Source organism: Saccharopolyspora montiporae, assembly GCF_015209505.1.
Classification (GTDB): Bacteria; Actinomycetota; Actinomycetes; order Mycobacteriales; family Pseudonocardiaceae; genus Saccharopolyspora; species Saccharopolyspora montiporae.
The window spans coordinates 203,482-218,922 of sequence record NZ_JADEYC010000009.1; the positions used below are offsets into that span (position 1 = coordinate 203,482).

13 protein-coding genes are annotated in these 15,441 nt (G+C 72.9%); 2 read left to right on the forward strand and 11 right to left on the reverse strand.

What is annotated here, in order from left to right:
- Positions 1–138 precede the first annotated feature (138 nt).
- From IQ251_RS06330 to IQ251_RS06355, 6 genes are all read right to left on the reverse strand, one after another.
- The gene (locus IQ251_RS06330) at positions 139–993 is read right to left on the reverse strand and encodes an FAD binding domain-containing protein (RefSeq protein WP_193927502.1); all 855 of its coding nucleotides are present in this window, start codon (positions 991–993) and stop codon (positions 139–141) included.
- Positions 990–3,434, reverse strand: a complete 2,445-nt coding sequence (locus tag IQ251_RS06335) for a xanthine dehydrogenase family protein molybdopterin-binding subunit (RefSeq protein ID WP_193927503.1) — start codon at positions 3,432–3,434, stop codon at positions 990–992. The genes IQ251_RS06330 and IQ251_RS06335 overlap by 4 nt, the downstream gene beginning before the upstream one ends.
- Entirely contained in the window at positions 3,431–3,997 is a 567-nt protein-coding gene (locus IQ251_RS06340; RefSeq protein WP_193927504.1) for a (2Fe-2S)-binding protein, read from the reverse strand. Before IQ251_RS06340 ends, IQ251_RS06335 begins: the two co-directional genes overlap by 4 nt.
- A gap of 116 nt (positions 3,998–4,113) precedes the next feature.
- Complete coding sequence (locus tag IQ251_RS06345; RefSeq protein ID WP_193927505.1) at positions 4,114–5,232, reverse strand: XdhC family protein; 1,119 nt, start codon at positions 5,230–5,232, stop codon at positions 4,114–4,116.
- 112 nt (positions 5,233–5,344) lie between these two features.
- Complete coding sequence (locus tag IQ251_RS06350; RefSeq protein WP_193927506.1) at positions 5,345–6,472, reverse strand: vWA domain-containing protein; 1,128 nt, start codon at positions 6,470–6,472, stop codon at positions 5,345–5,347.
- Positions 6,469–7,356: an AAA family ATPase gene (locus tag IQ251_RS06355; RefSeq protein ID WP_193927507.1), complete on the reverse strand. Its 888-nt coding sequence runs from the start codon at positions 7,354–7,356 to the stop codon at positions 6,469–6,471. The genes IQ251_RS06350 and IQ251_RS06355 overlap by 4 nt, the downstream gene beginning before the upstream one ends.
- Before the next feature lie 132 nt (positions 7,357–7,488).
- On the opposite strand from IQ251_RS06355, the gene IQ251_RS06360 reads away from it, so the two are divergent.
- Entirely contained in the window at positions 7,489–8,046 is a 558-nt protein-coding gene (locus IQ251_RS06360) for a suppressor of fused domain protein (protein ID WP_193927508.1), read from the forward strand.
- Between the two features lie 94 nt (positions 8,047–8,140).
- A complete protein-coding gene (locus tag IQ251_RS06365) occupies positions 8,141–8,599 on the forward strand; it encodes a PspC domain-containing protein (protein WP_193927509.1) in 459 nt (152 codons plus the stop codon).
- 12 nt (positions 8,600–8,611) lie between these two features.
- Here the strand turns inward: IQ251_RS06365 and IQ251_RS06370 are convergent, their stop codons facing one another.
- The 5 genes from IQ251_RS06370 to IQ251_RS06390 form a co-directional block, all read right to left on the reverse strand.
- Positions 8,612–10,597 carry a glycoside hydrolase family 84 protein gene (locus tag IQ251_RS06370; RefSeq protein ID WP_193927510.1) on the reverse strand — a complete coding sequence of 662 codons (1,986 nt, stop codon included), beginning with the start codon at positions 10,595–10,597 and terminating at the stop codon, positions 8,612–8,614.
- 180 nt (positions 10,598–10,777) lie between these two features.
- The gene (gene groL, locus IQ251_RS06375; protein WP_193927511.1) at positions 10,778–12,415 is read right to left on the reverse strand and encodes a chaperonin GroEL; all 1,638 of its coding nucleotides are present in this window, start codon (positions 12,413–12,415) and stop codon (positions 10,778–10,780) included.
- Positions 12,416–12,772: 357 nt separating this feature from the next.
- Complete coding sequence (locus IQ251_RS06380; RefSeq protein WP_193927512.1) at positions 12,773–13,936, reverse strand: serine/threonine-protein kinase; 1,164 nt, start codon at positions 13,934–13,936, stop codon at positions 12,773–12,775.
- A gap of 259 nt (positions 13,937–14,195) precedes the next feature.
- Positions 14,196–14,399, reverse strand: coding sequence for a cold-shock protein (locus IQ251_RS06385; RefSeq protein ID WP_093268692.1), 204 nt, complete (start codon positions 14,397–14,399; stop codon positions 14,196–14,198).
- 218 nt (positions 14,400–14,617) lie between these two features.
- Positions 14,618–15,301: a TIGR00266 family protein gene (locus IQ251_RS06390; protein ID WP_193927513.1), complete on the reverse strand. Its 684-nt coding sequence runs from the start codon at positions 15,299–15,301 to the stop codon at positions 14,618–14,620.
- Positions 15,302–15,441: the final 140 nt, after the last annotated feature.

Consider the following 15,441-nt stretch of genomic DNA (forward strand, 5'->3'; position numbering starts at 1 on the left):
CGACCGAGCTCGGTCCCGCTGCGGGGCCGGTGCTTTCCGCGGTGCGGGCCCGCCCACCGGACGGGCCCGCACTCCAGCTTCCCAGCCACCGCGGCTCCTGGGTAGCCCGTCCGGATCACTGCGGACGGACCCGCCGGATCATCCGGTGGCGGCGGCCAGCACCGCCCGGCCGGTGAGCACTTCGGCCAGGTGGCTGCGGTAGTCCACATCGGCCGAGGCGTCGGCGGCCGGTGCGGTGCCCTCGGTGGCGCGCCGCGCCGCCGCGCGCACGGTCCGCTCGTCGGCGGACTCGCCCACCAGCGCTTCCTCGACCCCGCGGGCGCGCACCGGGACCGGCCCCATGTTGGTCAGCCCGACCCGCGCCTGCTCGATCCGGCCGCCCGCCACCCGCAAGGCCACCGCCACGCCGGCGATCGACCACGCCTGCGCGACCCGGTTGAACTTCTCGTAGTGCGCGCGCCACCCGGTGCGCTTCGGCAACCGGACCTGGACCAGCACCTCCGCCGGGCCGAGCGCGGTGCTGAACAGGTCGGTGAAGAAGTCCTGCGCGGGCACCGCCCGGCGGCCGCCCGGTCCGGCGAGCACCAGTTCCGCGTCCAGCGCCAGCGCGGGCGCCGGCAGGTCCCCGGCCGGGTCGGCGTGCGCGAGTGCCCCGCCGAACGTGCCGCGGTGGCGCACCTGCGGATCGGCGACCGTGCGGGTGGTCAGCGCGATCAGCTCCGCGTGCTGCTGCACCAGCGGATCCCGCTGCACGTCGTGGTGCGTGGTCATCGCCCCGATGACCAGCGAGTCGTCCTCCTCGCGCACCCCGCGCAGCTCGGCGATGCCGCCGAGGTCCACCACCAGCTGCGGATCGGCCAACCGCATGCGCAGCACCGGCAGCAGGCTCTGCCCGCCGGCCAGCACCTTCGCGTCGTCGCCGCCCGCGGCCAGCGCCGCCACCGCTTCATCCACTGTGGATGGTGCTTGGTATTCGAACTGCGCTGGGATCACCGCTCGCCTCCTCGCGTCTCGACGTCCTCGGAACCGAGCCCACCACCGGCTTCCGGTGCCGTCGCCGCGCTCGCGGCCGCACCGGTCACCGCCCGCCAGACCCGTTGCGGCGAGCAGGGCATCGGCACATCGCGCACGCCCAGGTGGCGCAGCGCATCCACCACCGCGTTGACCACCGCGGGCGTCGAGGCGATGGTGCCCGCCTCGCCGACCCCCTTCACCCCGAGATCGTTCGAGGTCGCCGGGGTCTCGGTCCGATCGGTGGTGAACTCCGGCAGGTCCACCGCCGAAGGCACCAGGTAGTCGGCCAGCGTGCCCGTGGTCAGCGTTCCCGTCTCGTCGTGCACCGCCTCCTCGAACAGCGCCTGCGCGATGCCCTGCGCCAGACCGCCGTGCACCTGGCCCTCCACGATCATCGGGTTGACCACGGCACCCACGTCGTCGACGCAGACGTAGCGCCGGATGCGCACCCGCCCCGTCTCGGTGTCCACCTCGGCCGCGCACAGGTGGGTGCCGTGCGGGAAGGAGAAGTTCTCCGGGTCGAAACCGGCCTCCGAGTCCAGGTTCGGCTCCACGCCCTCCGGCAGGTCGTGCGCGGTGAACGCGGCCAGCGCGACCTCGCCGAGCTGCACCGCGCTGTCCGTGCCGCGCACCCGGAACCGCCCGTCGGCGAACTCCACGTCCTGCTCGGCGCACTCCAGCAGGTGCGCGGCGATGCGCGTGGCCTTGGCGATCACCTTGTCCGCCGCCGCGGCCACCGCCGCACCGCCCACGGCCAGCGACCGCGACCCGTAGGTGTCCATGCCGCGCGGAGCGCTCTGCGTATCGCCGTGCAGCACCTCCACGTCCTCGAAGGACACGCCGAGCCGGTCGGCGACCAGCTGGCTCCAGGCGGTCTCGTGGCCCTGGCCGTGCGGGGAGGTGCCGGTGACCACCTCCACCTTGCCGGTGGGCAGCACGCGCACCGCGGCCCACTCCCAGCCGCCCGCCGCGTAGGACCACGAACCGAACACCCGGGACGGCGCGAGCCCGCACATCTCGGTGAACGTGGAGGTGCCGATGCCCAGCTGCACGGTGTCCCCGCGCTCGCGCCGCTCCTGCTGCTCGGCGCGCAGCTGCCGGTAGCCGAACAGCTGCACCGCGCGGTCGGTGGCCGCCGCGTAGTCGGCCGAGTCGTAGGTCAGCCCGGCGACCGTGTCGTACGGGAACTGCTCGCGGTCGATCCAGTTCCGGCGGCGCAGCTCGATCGGATCCATGCCCAGTTCGGCGGCCAGTTCGTCCACCATCCGCTCGATGGCGAAGGTCGCCTCCGGCCGCCCGGCGCCCCGGTACGCGTCGGTCGGTGTCTTCGTGGTGAACACCGTGCTGCAGCTGACGTGGTAGGCCGGGATCCTGTAGATCGCGTTGAACAGCCGCGTGCCCAGGATCGGGATGCCCGGGCTGACCAGCCGCAGGTAGGCACCCATGTCCGCGAGCAGCTCCACCTTCAGCCCGGTGATCGTGCCGTCCCGGCGGGCCGCCAGCGACAGCCGCTGCACCTGGTCGCGGCCGTGGTGCGCGGAGACCATCGACTCGGAGCGGGTCTCGGTCCACTTGACCGGTTTGCCCAGCCTGCGGGCCAGCAGGAACGCGATGAACTCCTCCGGGGTCACCTGCAGCTTGCCGCCGAACCCGCCGCCGACGTCCGGGGCGATCACCCGGATCTTGTGCTCCGGCACGCCCAGCGAGGTGGCCAGCATCAGCCGCAGGATGTGCGGGACCTGCGTGGCCGAGTACATCGTGTACTGGTCACCGGTCGGGTCGACCACCACCGACCGCGGCTCCATGAACGCCGGGATCAGCCGCTGCTGGCGGAAGGTCCGGTCGATGCGCACCTCAGCGGCCGCCAGCGCCTCGTCCGCCGACCCACCGGTGCCCGCCTCCTGCGAGTCGAACGTCCAGGTGGCGCTGCGGTTACTGCCCAGCTCCGGGTGCACCAGCGGCGAATCCGGTCGCACCGCCGCATCCAGGTCCAGCACCACGTCCAGGTCCGCGTAGTCGACGTCGATCGCGTCCAGCGCGTCGCGCGCCTCGGCGGCGCTGCGCGCGGCGACCACCGCCACCGCCTCCCCGGCGAAGTGCACCGCGTCCACGGCCAGCGGCGGGGCGTCCGGGACGAGCATGTCCGCGGTGATCGGCCAGGCGCACGGCAGGCTGCCCTGCTCTCCGGCGACGTCCCGCCCGGTGAGCACCGCCTGCACGCCGGGCATCCCGCGGGCCCCCTCGGTGTCGATCGCGGTGATCCGCGCGTGCGCGACCGGGCTGCGCAGGATCGCGAGATGCAGCGTGCCTGCCGGGGTGATGTTGTCCGTCCAGCGGGTCCGGCCGGTGATCAGCCGGGCGTCCTCCTTGCGCGGGCGCGCGCGGCCCAGCTCCGGACCGGGTTCGGCGAGCGAGGTCATCCCTGCCGACCTCCCGTCCGCTCGGCGCTGTCCGCGGACTCCCGCGGGTGCGGCGTCTGCGCTCCGGCCGCGGTGCGCTCGGCCTCCGGTCCGGCGCCGGGGCGCATCCGGTCGGCGGCGTCGCGCACCGCGCGCACGATGTTCTGGTAACCGGTGCAGCGGCAGAGGTTGCCCTCCAGGCCCTCGCGCACCTGGTCGTCGTCCGGATCCGGCTGCTCGGCCAGCAGGTCCAGCGACTGCATGATCATGCCGGGCGTGCAGAACCCGCACTGCAGCGCGTGGTTGTCGTGGAAGGCAGCCTGCACCGGGTGCAGCTCGCCGTCCCGGGCGAGCCCTTCCACCGTGGTCACCTGCTGCCCGTCGGCCTGCACCGCGAGCACCGAGCACGACTTCGCACTGCGCCCGCCCAGGTGCACGGTGCACGCCCCGCAGTTGCCGGTATCGCAGCCGACGACCGTGCCCACCTTGCCCAGCCGCTCGCGCAGGTACTGCACGAGCAGCATCCGGGGTTCGACCTCGTCGGTGTAGCGGCTGCCGTCCACGTCGACGGAAATCCTGGCCATCTCGCCTCCTCGCGCGGACCTGCTGCCGGTCCGCGGGCGTCCGGGAACCGACCGCCGGTGGTGACGGCAGTCACGCAGCAGAGCGTGCTCCCGCCGCGCGAGGTGGGCAACCGGGCTCAGCCCCGGTGGTGGATCGGCCCCTCCGCATCGGACAGCCGCGTCCCGCGACCGCCCCAGCGCAGCGCGATCAGTTCCGCGGCGATGGAGACCGCGGTCTCCTCCGGGGTGCGCGCGCCCAGGTCCAACCCGATCGGCGAGCACAGCCGCGCCAGCCGCTGCTCGGGCACGCCCTGCTCGCGCAGTCTGCCCAGCCGGTCCTCGTGCGTGCGCCGCGAGCCCATCGCGCCCACGTAGCCGAGGTCGCGGCCCAGTGCCTCGGTCAGCACCGGCACGTCGAACTTCGGATCGTGCGTGAGCACCATGACCGCGGTGCGCTCGTCCAGCCGGCCGGCCTCCGCCTCGGCCGCCAGGTAGCGGTGCGGCCAGTCCACGACCACCTCGTCCACCCCGGGAAACCGGCTGTGCGTGGCGAACACCGGCCGAGCGTCGCAGACGGTGACCCGATAGCCGAGGAACGCGCCCATCCGCGCCATCGCCGCCGCGAAATCGATCGCGCCGAACACCAGCATCCGCGGCGGCGGCTCGAACGAGTTGACGAACACCCGCATGCCTTCGCCGCGGCGCTGGCCTTCCGGCCCGTACTCCAGCACCCCGCTGCGCCCGGAAGCCAGCATCCCGCGCACGTCGTCGGCCACGGCGTCGTCCGCGCGCTCCGCACCGAGCCCGCCCGCGGTGCGGTCACGCCACACCACCAGTCGGGAGCCGGCCCGCCCGGCATCCGGGTGCTCCAGCAGCGTCACCACCGCCACCGGCTCCTCGGCGCGCACCGACGCCGCGACCTCCTCCAGCTCCGGGAAGGTCTGCCGATCGATGCGTTCCACGAACACGTCCAGGATCCCGCCGCAGGTCAAACCCACCGCGAACGCGTCGTCATCGCTGACGCCGTAGCGCTGCAGCACGGGTTCGCCGCCGTCGCGCACCTCCTCGGCCAGCGCGTACACCGCGCCTTCCACACAGCCGCCGGACACGCTGCCCACCGCCGAACCGTCGGCCGTGACCAGCATCGCCGCCCCCTCGGGACGAGGGGCGGACCGGAAGGTCGCCACCACCGTGCCGATCCCGACGGACTCCCCGGCCTGCCAGTGCTTGGTCAACTCGTCCAGCACGTCGCGCATCGCGCACCTCCGCATCCCGTGGGGTGTTCCCTCCAGCGGCAACGACCGCTCCCACTGAGCCGCTGAACCCGCACCGCCGCGCACACCTCGTGCACAACGCGCTCCGAGCCGGTCAGCCGAGGTCGCGCACGCATGCCCAGACCTCCTCCAGCGATCGCAGGCTGTGCCCCGCCACCAACCGATCAACGTGCGGGGAAGCGGCGACGATCCCGGACTGAACCGGTTCGTATCCGGCGTGCCCCGCGTGCGGGTTCGCCCACACCACCGCGCGGGCCAGTCTGCGCAGCTGGCACATCCGCTCGGCCAGTTCCGCGGTGTCCCCGCGCTCCCAGCCGTCGGAGAACAGCACCACCACCGCGCCGCGGGCCATCCCGCGCTGCCCCCACCGGTCCAGGAAGCCGCGCAGCGTGTCGCCGAGCCGCGTGCCGCCGGAGAAGTCCGGCACCGCCCGGGACGCCGCGTCCAGCGCACGTTCCGGATCCCGCTGGCGCAGTTGTCTGCTCACCCTGGTCAGCCGGGTGCCGAGCGTGAACACCTCGGTGCTGGCCGGTGCCCGACGGGTCACCACGTGCGCGAACCGCAGCAGCGCGTCGGCGTAGGGCGCCATCGAGCCGGACACGTCCACCAGCAGCACGACCCGGCGCGGGCGCGCCGACCTGCGCATCCGCTGCAGGCGCACCGGTTCCCCACCGCAGCGCTGCATCTCGCGCAGCGTCGCCCGCGGATCCAGCGCGCCGTGGGTGGCGGGCTCCCGGCGCAGCGCGGGACGCACCGGCGGATCCGGGCGGAGCTCGGCGAGCAGGCGGCGCAGGTGCTCGCGCTCGGCGCCGCTGAGCCCGCTGAGGTCGCGCCTGCGCAGCACTTCGGCCGGGCTGGCCGCGGCCGCGACCGGTGGTTCGTCGTCGGCGGACCCCTCGTCCGCACCGGAACCGCCGAGTTCGGCGATCCGCGCGGTCCGGACGACCTCCTGCTGCGGCGGGGCCCGCGGCGGTTCGGCACCGCGGAACCACACGGCGAAAGCGGCGTCGTAGCGCGCGATGTCGTCCGGATCGGCGCACAGCGTAAGCCGCCCCGCCCAATACACGCCGGCCCGGTCGCGCACCCCCACCTGGCGAGCGGCGTCCAGGAACGCCTGCACCTGCGCCGGCCCGCACGCGGTGCCGGAAACGCGCAGCGCGCGGGCGAAACCGACCAGGCCGTTGACCACCCGCCCGGTTCCGCTGTCCGCAGGCCCGCTCACGGCACCAGGACTCCTGCGGCCGCGACCCGTTCGGCGTCCTCCCGGTACTTCAGCACCGCGCCGAGCGTGTCCGCGGCGGTCTCCCCGTCCAGCTGGGTGCACTCCAGCGCCTGCAGGGCCTGCGCCCAGTCCAGCGCCTCGGCCACCCCGGGCGGTTTCAGCAGTTCCAGCCCGCGCATCCGCTGCACCGCACCGGCGACCTGCTGGGCCAGCTCCTCCTCCAGTCCAGGCAGCCTGCGGCGCAGGATCTCCACCTCGCGCGGTAGGTCCGGGTGCTCCAGCCAGTGGTAGAGGCAGCGGCGCTTGAGCGCGTCGTGCACCTCGCGGGTGCGGTTGGAGGTGAGCACGACCAGCGGCGGCTCGGCCGCGCGCACCGTGCCGTACTCCGGAATGCTCACCGAGTACTCGGACAGCACCTCCAGCAGGAACGCCTCGAACTCGTCGTCGGCGCGGTCGATCTCGTCGACCAGCAGCACGCAGGGGGTTTCGCGCAGGGCGCGCAGCAGCGGCCGATCGAGCAGGAAACGCCCGGTGTACAGCGAGGATTCGGTGCGCTCGACGTCGAGTTCGCCCTGCGTGACGGCTTCCAGCGTGCGCAGGTGCAGCAGCTGCCGCGGGAAGTCCCAGTCGTAGAGCGCCTGCGCGGCGTCGATGCCCTCGTGGCACTGCAGCCGGATCAGCGGCACGTCCAGGGCCTGCGCCAGCGACCGTGCCAGGGCCGTCTTGCCGGTGCCCGGCTCGCCCTCGCACAGCAGCGGCCTGCCCATCCGCATCGCCAGGAAGGCGGCGGTGGCGATGCCGCGGTCGGGCAAGTAGCCGGTCTCGTCCAGCGCCGTGGTCACGTCCGCCGGGGACTTCATGTCGAGCACGCGGTCCAACGCCATGCCGCGAGCGTAGGCGACCGGTGGCGCCCGGGGCGATGTCCGATCCACTCCGATTCGACCGACCCGTGCGCGGACGGCACCGGGTGCTGCGCAAGACTGCAATACACCCGATCAGGCGAGGAGGGGTTGGCGTTGAGCCGGTTCGGCGGGTTCCCCGCGCACGTCGAGGCGCACATCGGCGCGATCCGGGGCGCCGACGGGCGCGGCGCGGGCGGGCGGCAGCGCGCCTACCACCTCGTCTACTGCGATCACGCCGACGACGCGCACGTCTCGGTGCTGACCAGCGGGCTGCGCGAGCACCGGGCCGGAGCGCCGCTGCCGCAGGAGCTGGTGTGCACCGCCCGGTCGGCGCAGGAGCGCTGGGCGCGGCACCTCGTGTCGGTGGTGGCCGAACTGCTGGCCGAATCCGCCAGCCGGGTCGGCTACGGCGCGCTGGTCATGAACGACCGGCTGCTGCTGCCGGACACGCAGGTGGCCGGTGCGCTCGCCGCCCCGCACCCCTACCTCGGCGACGAGTTCGACATCGTGCCCGGGCCGGACGGCTCACCCGCGCTGCAGCTGATCACGCTGATCCCGCTCTCCCGCGGCGAGGCGCAGCTGGTTTCCCGGTACGGCCGGGACGTGCTCTACGACCGGTGGGAGTCCGCAGGGGCGGACCTGCGCGACCTGACCCGCACCCCGGTGGCGTAACGGGACCGCCCTTCGGGGGAGGGCCCGCCGACTCCGGGACGGGTCCGGGACCGCCCCGGAGTCGCAGCGCAGCCGCAGCCACCACGCTCGGGGCATGAGCGATGCGCAGAACACCCCGGATCCCGCCAACGGCCCGGATCCCGTCAACAGCCCTGTTCCCATCGACGGTCCGAACCCCGACGGCCCGAACCAGGCCGGCGCTGCGAACCCCGGCGGGCCGGACCCGGTCGGCGACGCAGGTCCGGCAGATCAGGACCCGAGCACGCCGGAAGCGGCGCCCGCAGGCGGCACCGGCGCCGCGCACGCCGGGCGCACGGCGGGCCCGCCGGCACGCCTGTTCCGGCGCAGCCGCGACGACGCGATGATCGCCGGGATCTGCGGCGGCGCCGGCAAGCTGCTGGGCGTCGACCCGGTGCTGGTGCGCCTGGCGATGACGGCGCTGGCGCTGTTCGGCGTGGGCATCGGCGTGCTGATGTACCTGGTCTGCTGGGTGATCGTCCCGCTGGAAGAGCCCGCCCCGGAACCGGCGCTGCCGTCCGGTACCGGGACGTGACCACGGGTCCGCTCACATCTGCGGTGCCTGCGCGATGAACACATCGAGCACGCCGTCGGCCACCCGCACCGGCCCCTGCGGACGGCTGGCCTCCGGATCGGTGCGCACCTGGCCCGCCCGGTCGGCCAACTGGCCGGCCCGCGCGAACTGCCCGTCCGCGCGCTGGGCGTTGCCGTCCGCCCGGGCGCGCAACCCGGCCGTCGTGGCCAGCAGCGAGTCACCCCACAGGTCGGTGGCCCGCAGCCACGGTTCGGCGCCGGCGACGAAGTCCGCGGGCGCCCCGGCCCGGATGCGCTCGGGTGCCGTGGCGATGCGCTGCGCGTACTCGTCGAGGTCGCGCAGCGCCTGATCACGGTCGCCGTCTTCCCACGCGGAGCGGAACTCGTCCAGCCTGCCCGCCAACTCCGGAGCGGGCGGCAACCAGGCGCTGCCGTTGGCGACCGGAGCCATGTGCTCCAGGTCGAAGAACACCAGCAGCGCCGCAGCGGTGTCCGGATTCGCGCGCAGGCCCGGATCCCCGCCCGCGAAACGCTGCCCGGCCAGGTAGTCGGCCGCGGCCCGCCAGGCGCGCTGCGGGTCGAAATCCTCGTCGTTCCAGGCGAAATCGGCGGCGCCGAGTTCGACGACCTTGCTGGCCGCGGCCTGGTTCATCGGATTCACCACGTCCCCGGCCAGTTCGTCGCCCAGCCCCGGCTCGCGTTCCGCGTACGGCCCGAGCATCAGCCGGCCCTCGGAGCCGTCGAAGTCGTTGACGGGGTAGTTGTCCCACAGCAGCAGCCTGCGCCCCCACACCTGCTCGGCGGCGCGGGCGTCGTCGGTGGTGATCCGCTCCGGGATCACCCCGTCGCCGGTCCACATCATCAGCACCCGCTCGTCGAGCTGCTCGCGGATCCGCTGCTTGTACGGCGAGTCGTCCAGGTCCGAGTACTCGGTGGACACCGTCTGCAGCGGGGAGACGTCCGGGTGCGCATCGACGAACTCGCGCTGCACCCGGTTGAGCAGGTCGGCCTGCGCGCGGCCCGCGGCCTCCTGGGACGGCGGGCCGTAGGCACGTTCGTCGCCCGCGCAGTTCCAGCTGGTGTAGGAAATGTCGTCCAGCGGGATGGAGAAGTCGTGCACGCCCGCGGCACGCACCGCCTCCAGCTTGTCCAGCAGGGCGCGGACGTCCGCGTCGTCGCTGTAGCAGATGGAGGTGCCGGGCGAGAGCGCGAAGGTGAACTTCACGTGGTGCCGACCGGCCTGGGCGATCAGGTCCCGCACCTGGTCGAACTCCGGCTCCGGGTAGGGCTCGCGCCACCGCTCCCGGTGGTACGGGTCGTCCTTGGGCGCGTAGACGTAGCTGTTCAGCTTGGCGTCGCCGTAGAAGGCCAGCTGGTCCAGCCGGTCCTGGTGGCTCCACGGTGGACCGTAGAAGCCCTCGATCGCCCCGCGCACCGGCATCTTCGGGCTGTCCTGCACCGCGACGCCGGCGATGCGCCCCGGCGAGGTCAGCTGGCGCAGCGTCTGCACCCCGTAGTACGCCCCGGCGGACTCCTGCGCGCCGATGACGACCTGCGGATCGGCGTCGGCGGTGGCGGCCAGCGCATAGCCTTCCGGGCCGAGCTGCTCGGGCAGCTCCCGGCCTGCGGCCTGCAGCCCGCGGACGACCGACGGCGACTCGCTGTCCCCGATGCGCACCCGCAGCGACGCGTCCTCCGCGCGCTCGCCCGGTTCGCGCACCACGACCTCGTCGGCACCGGCCATGCGCAGCACCTGCTCGGCCAACTCCCGGGTGGGTCCGTCGGCCACCGGGTCGACGACGACCTCGACCTTCCCGGTGACCCCGAGATCGTCCCCGACCCGCTCGATCTCGCGCGGCTGCGGGGTGACCTGCGGGGTTCCGGACGCGGGGAGGGACTCCGGTCCGGACGGCTCGGGCGGCCCGCCACCGCACCCGGACGCCACGGCGCCCAGCACCAGGACCAGCGCGGCGGTGCGCCGCGGGAATCGACCGAACATGGCTCCACCTCGACTCGGCTCGCACCCGGATGCCGAAGATCATCCGGGCCGCGGTCCAGGAGACCACACCCGCCGGTGGCGGACACGTCCCGACACGTCGGCGCATAGTGGGGAGCCGGATATGCGACGAGGGCCGCCCCCGAGCTGGGGACGGCCCTCATCAAGCCCGTGGGGCAGGACTCACATCATGCCGCCCATGCCGCCCATCGGGTCGGCACCGGCGGCGGCAGCGGCGCCGCCGTCCTTCTCCGGCTTGTCCGCGACCACGGCCTCGGTGGTCAGGAACAGCGCGGCGATCGACGCGGCGTTCTGCAGCGCGGACCGGGTGACCTTGGCCGGGTCGGAAACGCCCGCGGCCAGCAGGTCCTCGTACTCGCCGGTGGCGGCGTTGAGGCCCTGGCCGGTGGTCAGGCCCTTGACCTTCTCCGCCACGACGCCGCCTTCGAGGCCGGCGTTGATCGCGATCTGCTTCAGCGGGGCTTCCACGGCCAGGCGCACGCTGTTGGCACCGGTGGCCTCGTCGCCCTCCAGCTTGAGGCTGTCGAAGGAGAGCTGGGCAGCCTGCAGCAGGGCGACGCCACCGCCGGCGACGATGCCCTCCTCGACCGCGGCCTTGGCGTTGCGCACCGCGTCCTCGATGCGGTGCTTGCGCTCCTTGAGCTCGACCTCGGTCGCCGCACCGGCCTTGATCACGGCCACGCCGCCGGCCAGCTTGGCCAGCCGCTCCTGCAGCTTCTCGCGGTCGTAGTCCGAGTCCGAGCGCTCGATCTCGGCGCGGATCTCGTTGACCCGGCCGGCGATCTGCTCGTCGTCACCGGAGCCCTCGACGATGGTCGTCTCGTCCTTGGTGATGACGACCTTGCGGGCCTGGCCGAGCAGGTTCAGGTCCGCGTTCTCCAGCGTGAGGCCGACCTCTTCGCTGATGACCTGGCCGCCGGTCAGGATGGCCATGTCCTGCAGCATCGCCTTGCGGCGGTCGCCGAAGCCGGGCGCCTTGACGGCGACGGACTTGAAGGTGCCGCGGATCTTGTTCACCACGAGGGTGGAGAGGGCCTCGCCCTCGACGTCCTCGGAGATGATCAGCAGCGGCTTGTTGGTCTGCATGACCTTCTCCAGCAGCGGGAGCAGGTCCTTGATGCTGGAGATCTTCGAGCTCAGCAGCAGGATGTACGGGTCGTCCAGCGACGCCTCCATCCGCTCCGAGTCGGTGACGAAGTACGGCGAGATGTAGCCCTTGTCGAAGCGCATGCCCTCGGTGAGCTCCAGCTCCAGCCCGAAGGTGTTGCTCTCCTCGACGGTGATGACGCCTTCCTTGCCGACCTTGTCCATGGCCTCGGCGATGAGCTCGCCGATCTGGCGGTCGCCGGCCGAGATCCCCGCGGTAGCGGCGATCTGGTCCTTGGTCTCGATCTCCTTGGCGTTCTTGAGCAGCTGCTCGGCGATCACCTCGGTGGCCTGCTCGATGCCCCGCTTGAGGGCGATCGGACTGGCGCCGGCGGCGACGTTGCGCAGGCCCTCGCGCACCAGGGCCTGGGCCAGGACGGTGGCGGTGGTGGTGCCGTCGCCCGCGACGTCGTCGGTCTTCTTGGCGACCTCCTTGACCAGCTCGGCGCCGATCTTCTCCCAGGCGTCTTCGAGCTCGATCTCCTTGGCGATGGAGACGCCATCGTTGGTGATCGTCGGCGCGCCCCACTTCTTTTCGAGCACGACATTGCGGCCCTTCGGGCCGAGCGTCACCTTGACGGCGTCGGCGAGGGTGTTCATGCCGCGCTCAAGACCGCGGCGGGCGTCCTCGTCGAACGCGATCATCTTGGCCATTGCGGTGTGGTCCTCCACCTATCAGGACGCCGCGGAGGCGGATAACCCCACGGCAGGACTCGGCACGGCCAGGCTGGGTGCCCGCGACGGACGACCGTCCGGCGATGCCACCTGTCGGCGCCGCCGGAAACGACCTCACCTTCCCGACCCTGGCACTCACCATTGTCGAGTGCCAACACCGTGTTTAGCACTCACTCAGGTTGAGTGCAAGCGACCCGGGGTCGGCGACCACGCGATCGAGCCACCGCGCACCGGGGGTGCCGCCCGGTCTTCGGCGGCACCGGTCGAGGCAGGTCCGGGCACCGAGCCGACACCCGCCCGGCAGGCCGCAACCCGCTCCCCGGCGGCGGCATCGGCTCAGATCGACGTGGCCATCACCACGAACAGCACCACGATCACCACGAGGGCCGCGCCGACCAGACCGAGCACGATCCAGCGCGCCGATCCCGATCCGCCGGGCCGCCCGGTGGCGAACGATGCCGATCCGGCCGGGCTCGGCGGCCGTAGCCGCACCGGATCACCGGACGGCGGCATCGGGGGCAGCGGGGCCTGCGGCGGCGCTACCGGGGCCTGCGGCGGGGAGGGGAACGCGGCTCCCGGCACCGGCCGCGGCCCCGGAGTCGGCTGCACCGGCTGCGGTCCGGACACCGGGCCCGACCGCTGGACCGGCGGCGGCGAAGGCCGGCCGGCCGCCGGGGCGAGCGCGCCGCGCGCGGCCGCGATCAGCTCCTTGCAGGTGCCGAAGCGCTGGTCCGGGGACTTGGCCATCCCGGTGCGCAGCACCCCGTCGATCGCGGGCGGCAACATGGCCAGCGAGGTCGCCGCGGGCGGATCGGCGCCCAGGTGCCCCTGGATGATCTCGGAGACCTGGCCGCGGAACGGCGGGCGACCGGTCAGGCAGGCGAACAGCATGCAGGCCAGCGCGTACAGGTCGGTGCGCCCGTCCACCGACTCCCCGCGCAGGTGCTCCGGCGCGGCGTAGGTCGGTGAGCCCAGGAAGTCCCCGCTGCTGGTGCGGTGCCCGGTCGCCCCGCGCCGGGTCAGCCCGAAGTCGGCCAGGTACACGTGCTCGTTGGCGGCCTCGCGGGAGGTGACCAGCACGTTGGCGGGTTTCAGGTCCAGGTGCACCAGACCCTGCTCGTGCAGCATGTCCAGCGCCTCGGCGACCTGGCCGAGCAGCTCCAGCGCGCGGCTGGGCGCGATCGGTCCGCCCTCGACGAGCCCGGCCAGATCGGAACCGTCGACCAGCCGCATGGCGATGTAGAGCATGCCGTCGACCTCGCCGAAGTCGTACAGCGGCACGATGTTGGCGTGATCGATGGCCGAGGTGTTGCGGGCCTCGTCGACGAACCGCTCGCGGAACTCGGCATCGCCCGTGATGTGCTCGCCCATGACCTTCAGGGCGACCTTGCGGCCGAGCCGCACGTCGGTGGCGCGGTACATCACGCTCATCCCGCCGCGGCCGAGCACCCCGTCGATCTTGTAGTGGCCGAGGCGGCGCCCCGTGAGGTCTTCCGACACCGGAGCAGCGTATCGGTCCGGCACGCTGCGGGTCGAAGATCCCCGCACCGTCGAAGAAGCCGGCCGCCTGACGAACCCGCGCCGTCGAATGCTCCCGGGCATTCCCAGGAAGCCAGTGGATGCGGATTCGATTCCCGCGCCCGGCGAACCATTCACCCGCCGACCCGCGGAATGCGCGCCGGATTCCGCGACGCACCGGAATCCCCGGCCCGGCGGGACCGCGGGCGGACCGGCCGCCCGGCCCGCGCCGGATGCGCCGTCAGACCTTCCGGACGCCGTCCGCCTGGGTACGGCCGTCCCGCCCGGCCTTCACCTCGAATTCGACCCGGTCCCCTTCGGAAAGAGTGCGGAACCCGGACATGTTGATCGCGGAGTAGTGGACGAACACATCGGATCCACCGTCGGTTGCGATGAAACCGTAGCCCTTCTCCGAGTTGAACCACTTGACCGTGCCGACCGCCACGGCGTCCTCCTCATGAAAAGTGTTGCACGGCACCGCAGCACCGCTGGAGCAACGGCCACGCTACCCGAGAATTCGGGGATAGTCCCGGGGTCCGCAATGCGACATTCCCGTTAACCGCTGCGCCGAACGAGTGCCGCGCGCAACCACGTTGGGTCATCGCCGCAGAATCGCGCGGAATGCGCTGAAATCCGCACCGGCGCGCATTCCCGCACCGCTGATCAGTTGCGCGAACCGAGTCCGTTGGCCTGCAACCAGCTCACCAATCCGCGCGGATTGCGGGTCTGGGTGAGCACCTGCCCCGGACCGGCGAAGTCGAACACCAGCCCCTCACCGCTCTTCATCGACTGCACCGCGCCCTGGTTCATCTGGCGCAGCCTGCACTGCGCCGAATCGGCGTAGGCGACCACGTGCCCGCTGTCCACGGTGACGTACTCGCCCGGCTGCAGGGTGAGCACGTCCAGCGCGCCGTAGCAGCTGACCACCAGCGTCCCCTGCCCCGCGGCGTGCGTGAGGAATCCGCCCTCGCCGCCGAACATGTTCTGGAACCCGCCCCACTTGGTCTCGATCTGCACCGAGGCGGACGAGGCCAGCCAGCAGCCCTTCGTCACGCACCACCCGGTGCGCCCGTCCAGCTCCACGACGTGCAGATCGCCCGGCAGGTTCGGCGCGGCGTCCACCCAGCCGCCCTGCTGCGGCGCGGTGTAGGTGGACACGAAGAACGACTCCCCGCCCAGCGCTGAACGGGCCAGCGACTTGAAGAACCCGCCCTGGGCGCGCGCGTCGACCGCCACGCCGTAACTGGTGGCCAGCATGGCCCCCGATTCCACCTGCACCGGCTCCCCCGGGGAGAGCATCAGCCTGGCCACCCCGAACGACGGGGTGTGCCGAGTCCGGACCTGCACAGGGCCTCCTCTGCCATTCGGGCTGGGAACTGCGTTTCGCACGGCTCGCCGGGGCGATGCCCGGCCGCAACCGCCCGAGCCTAGATCGCCGGGCGCCCCGATCGGGGCGGAACGGACGAGATCCGGCGCACAGCGGGAGC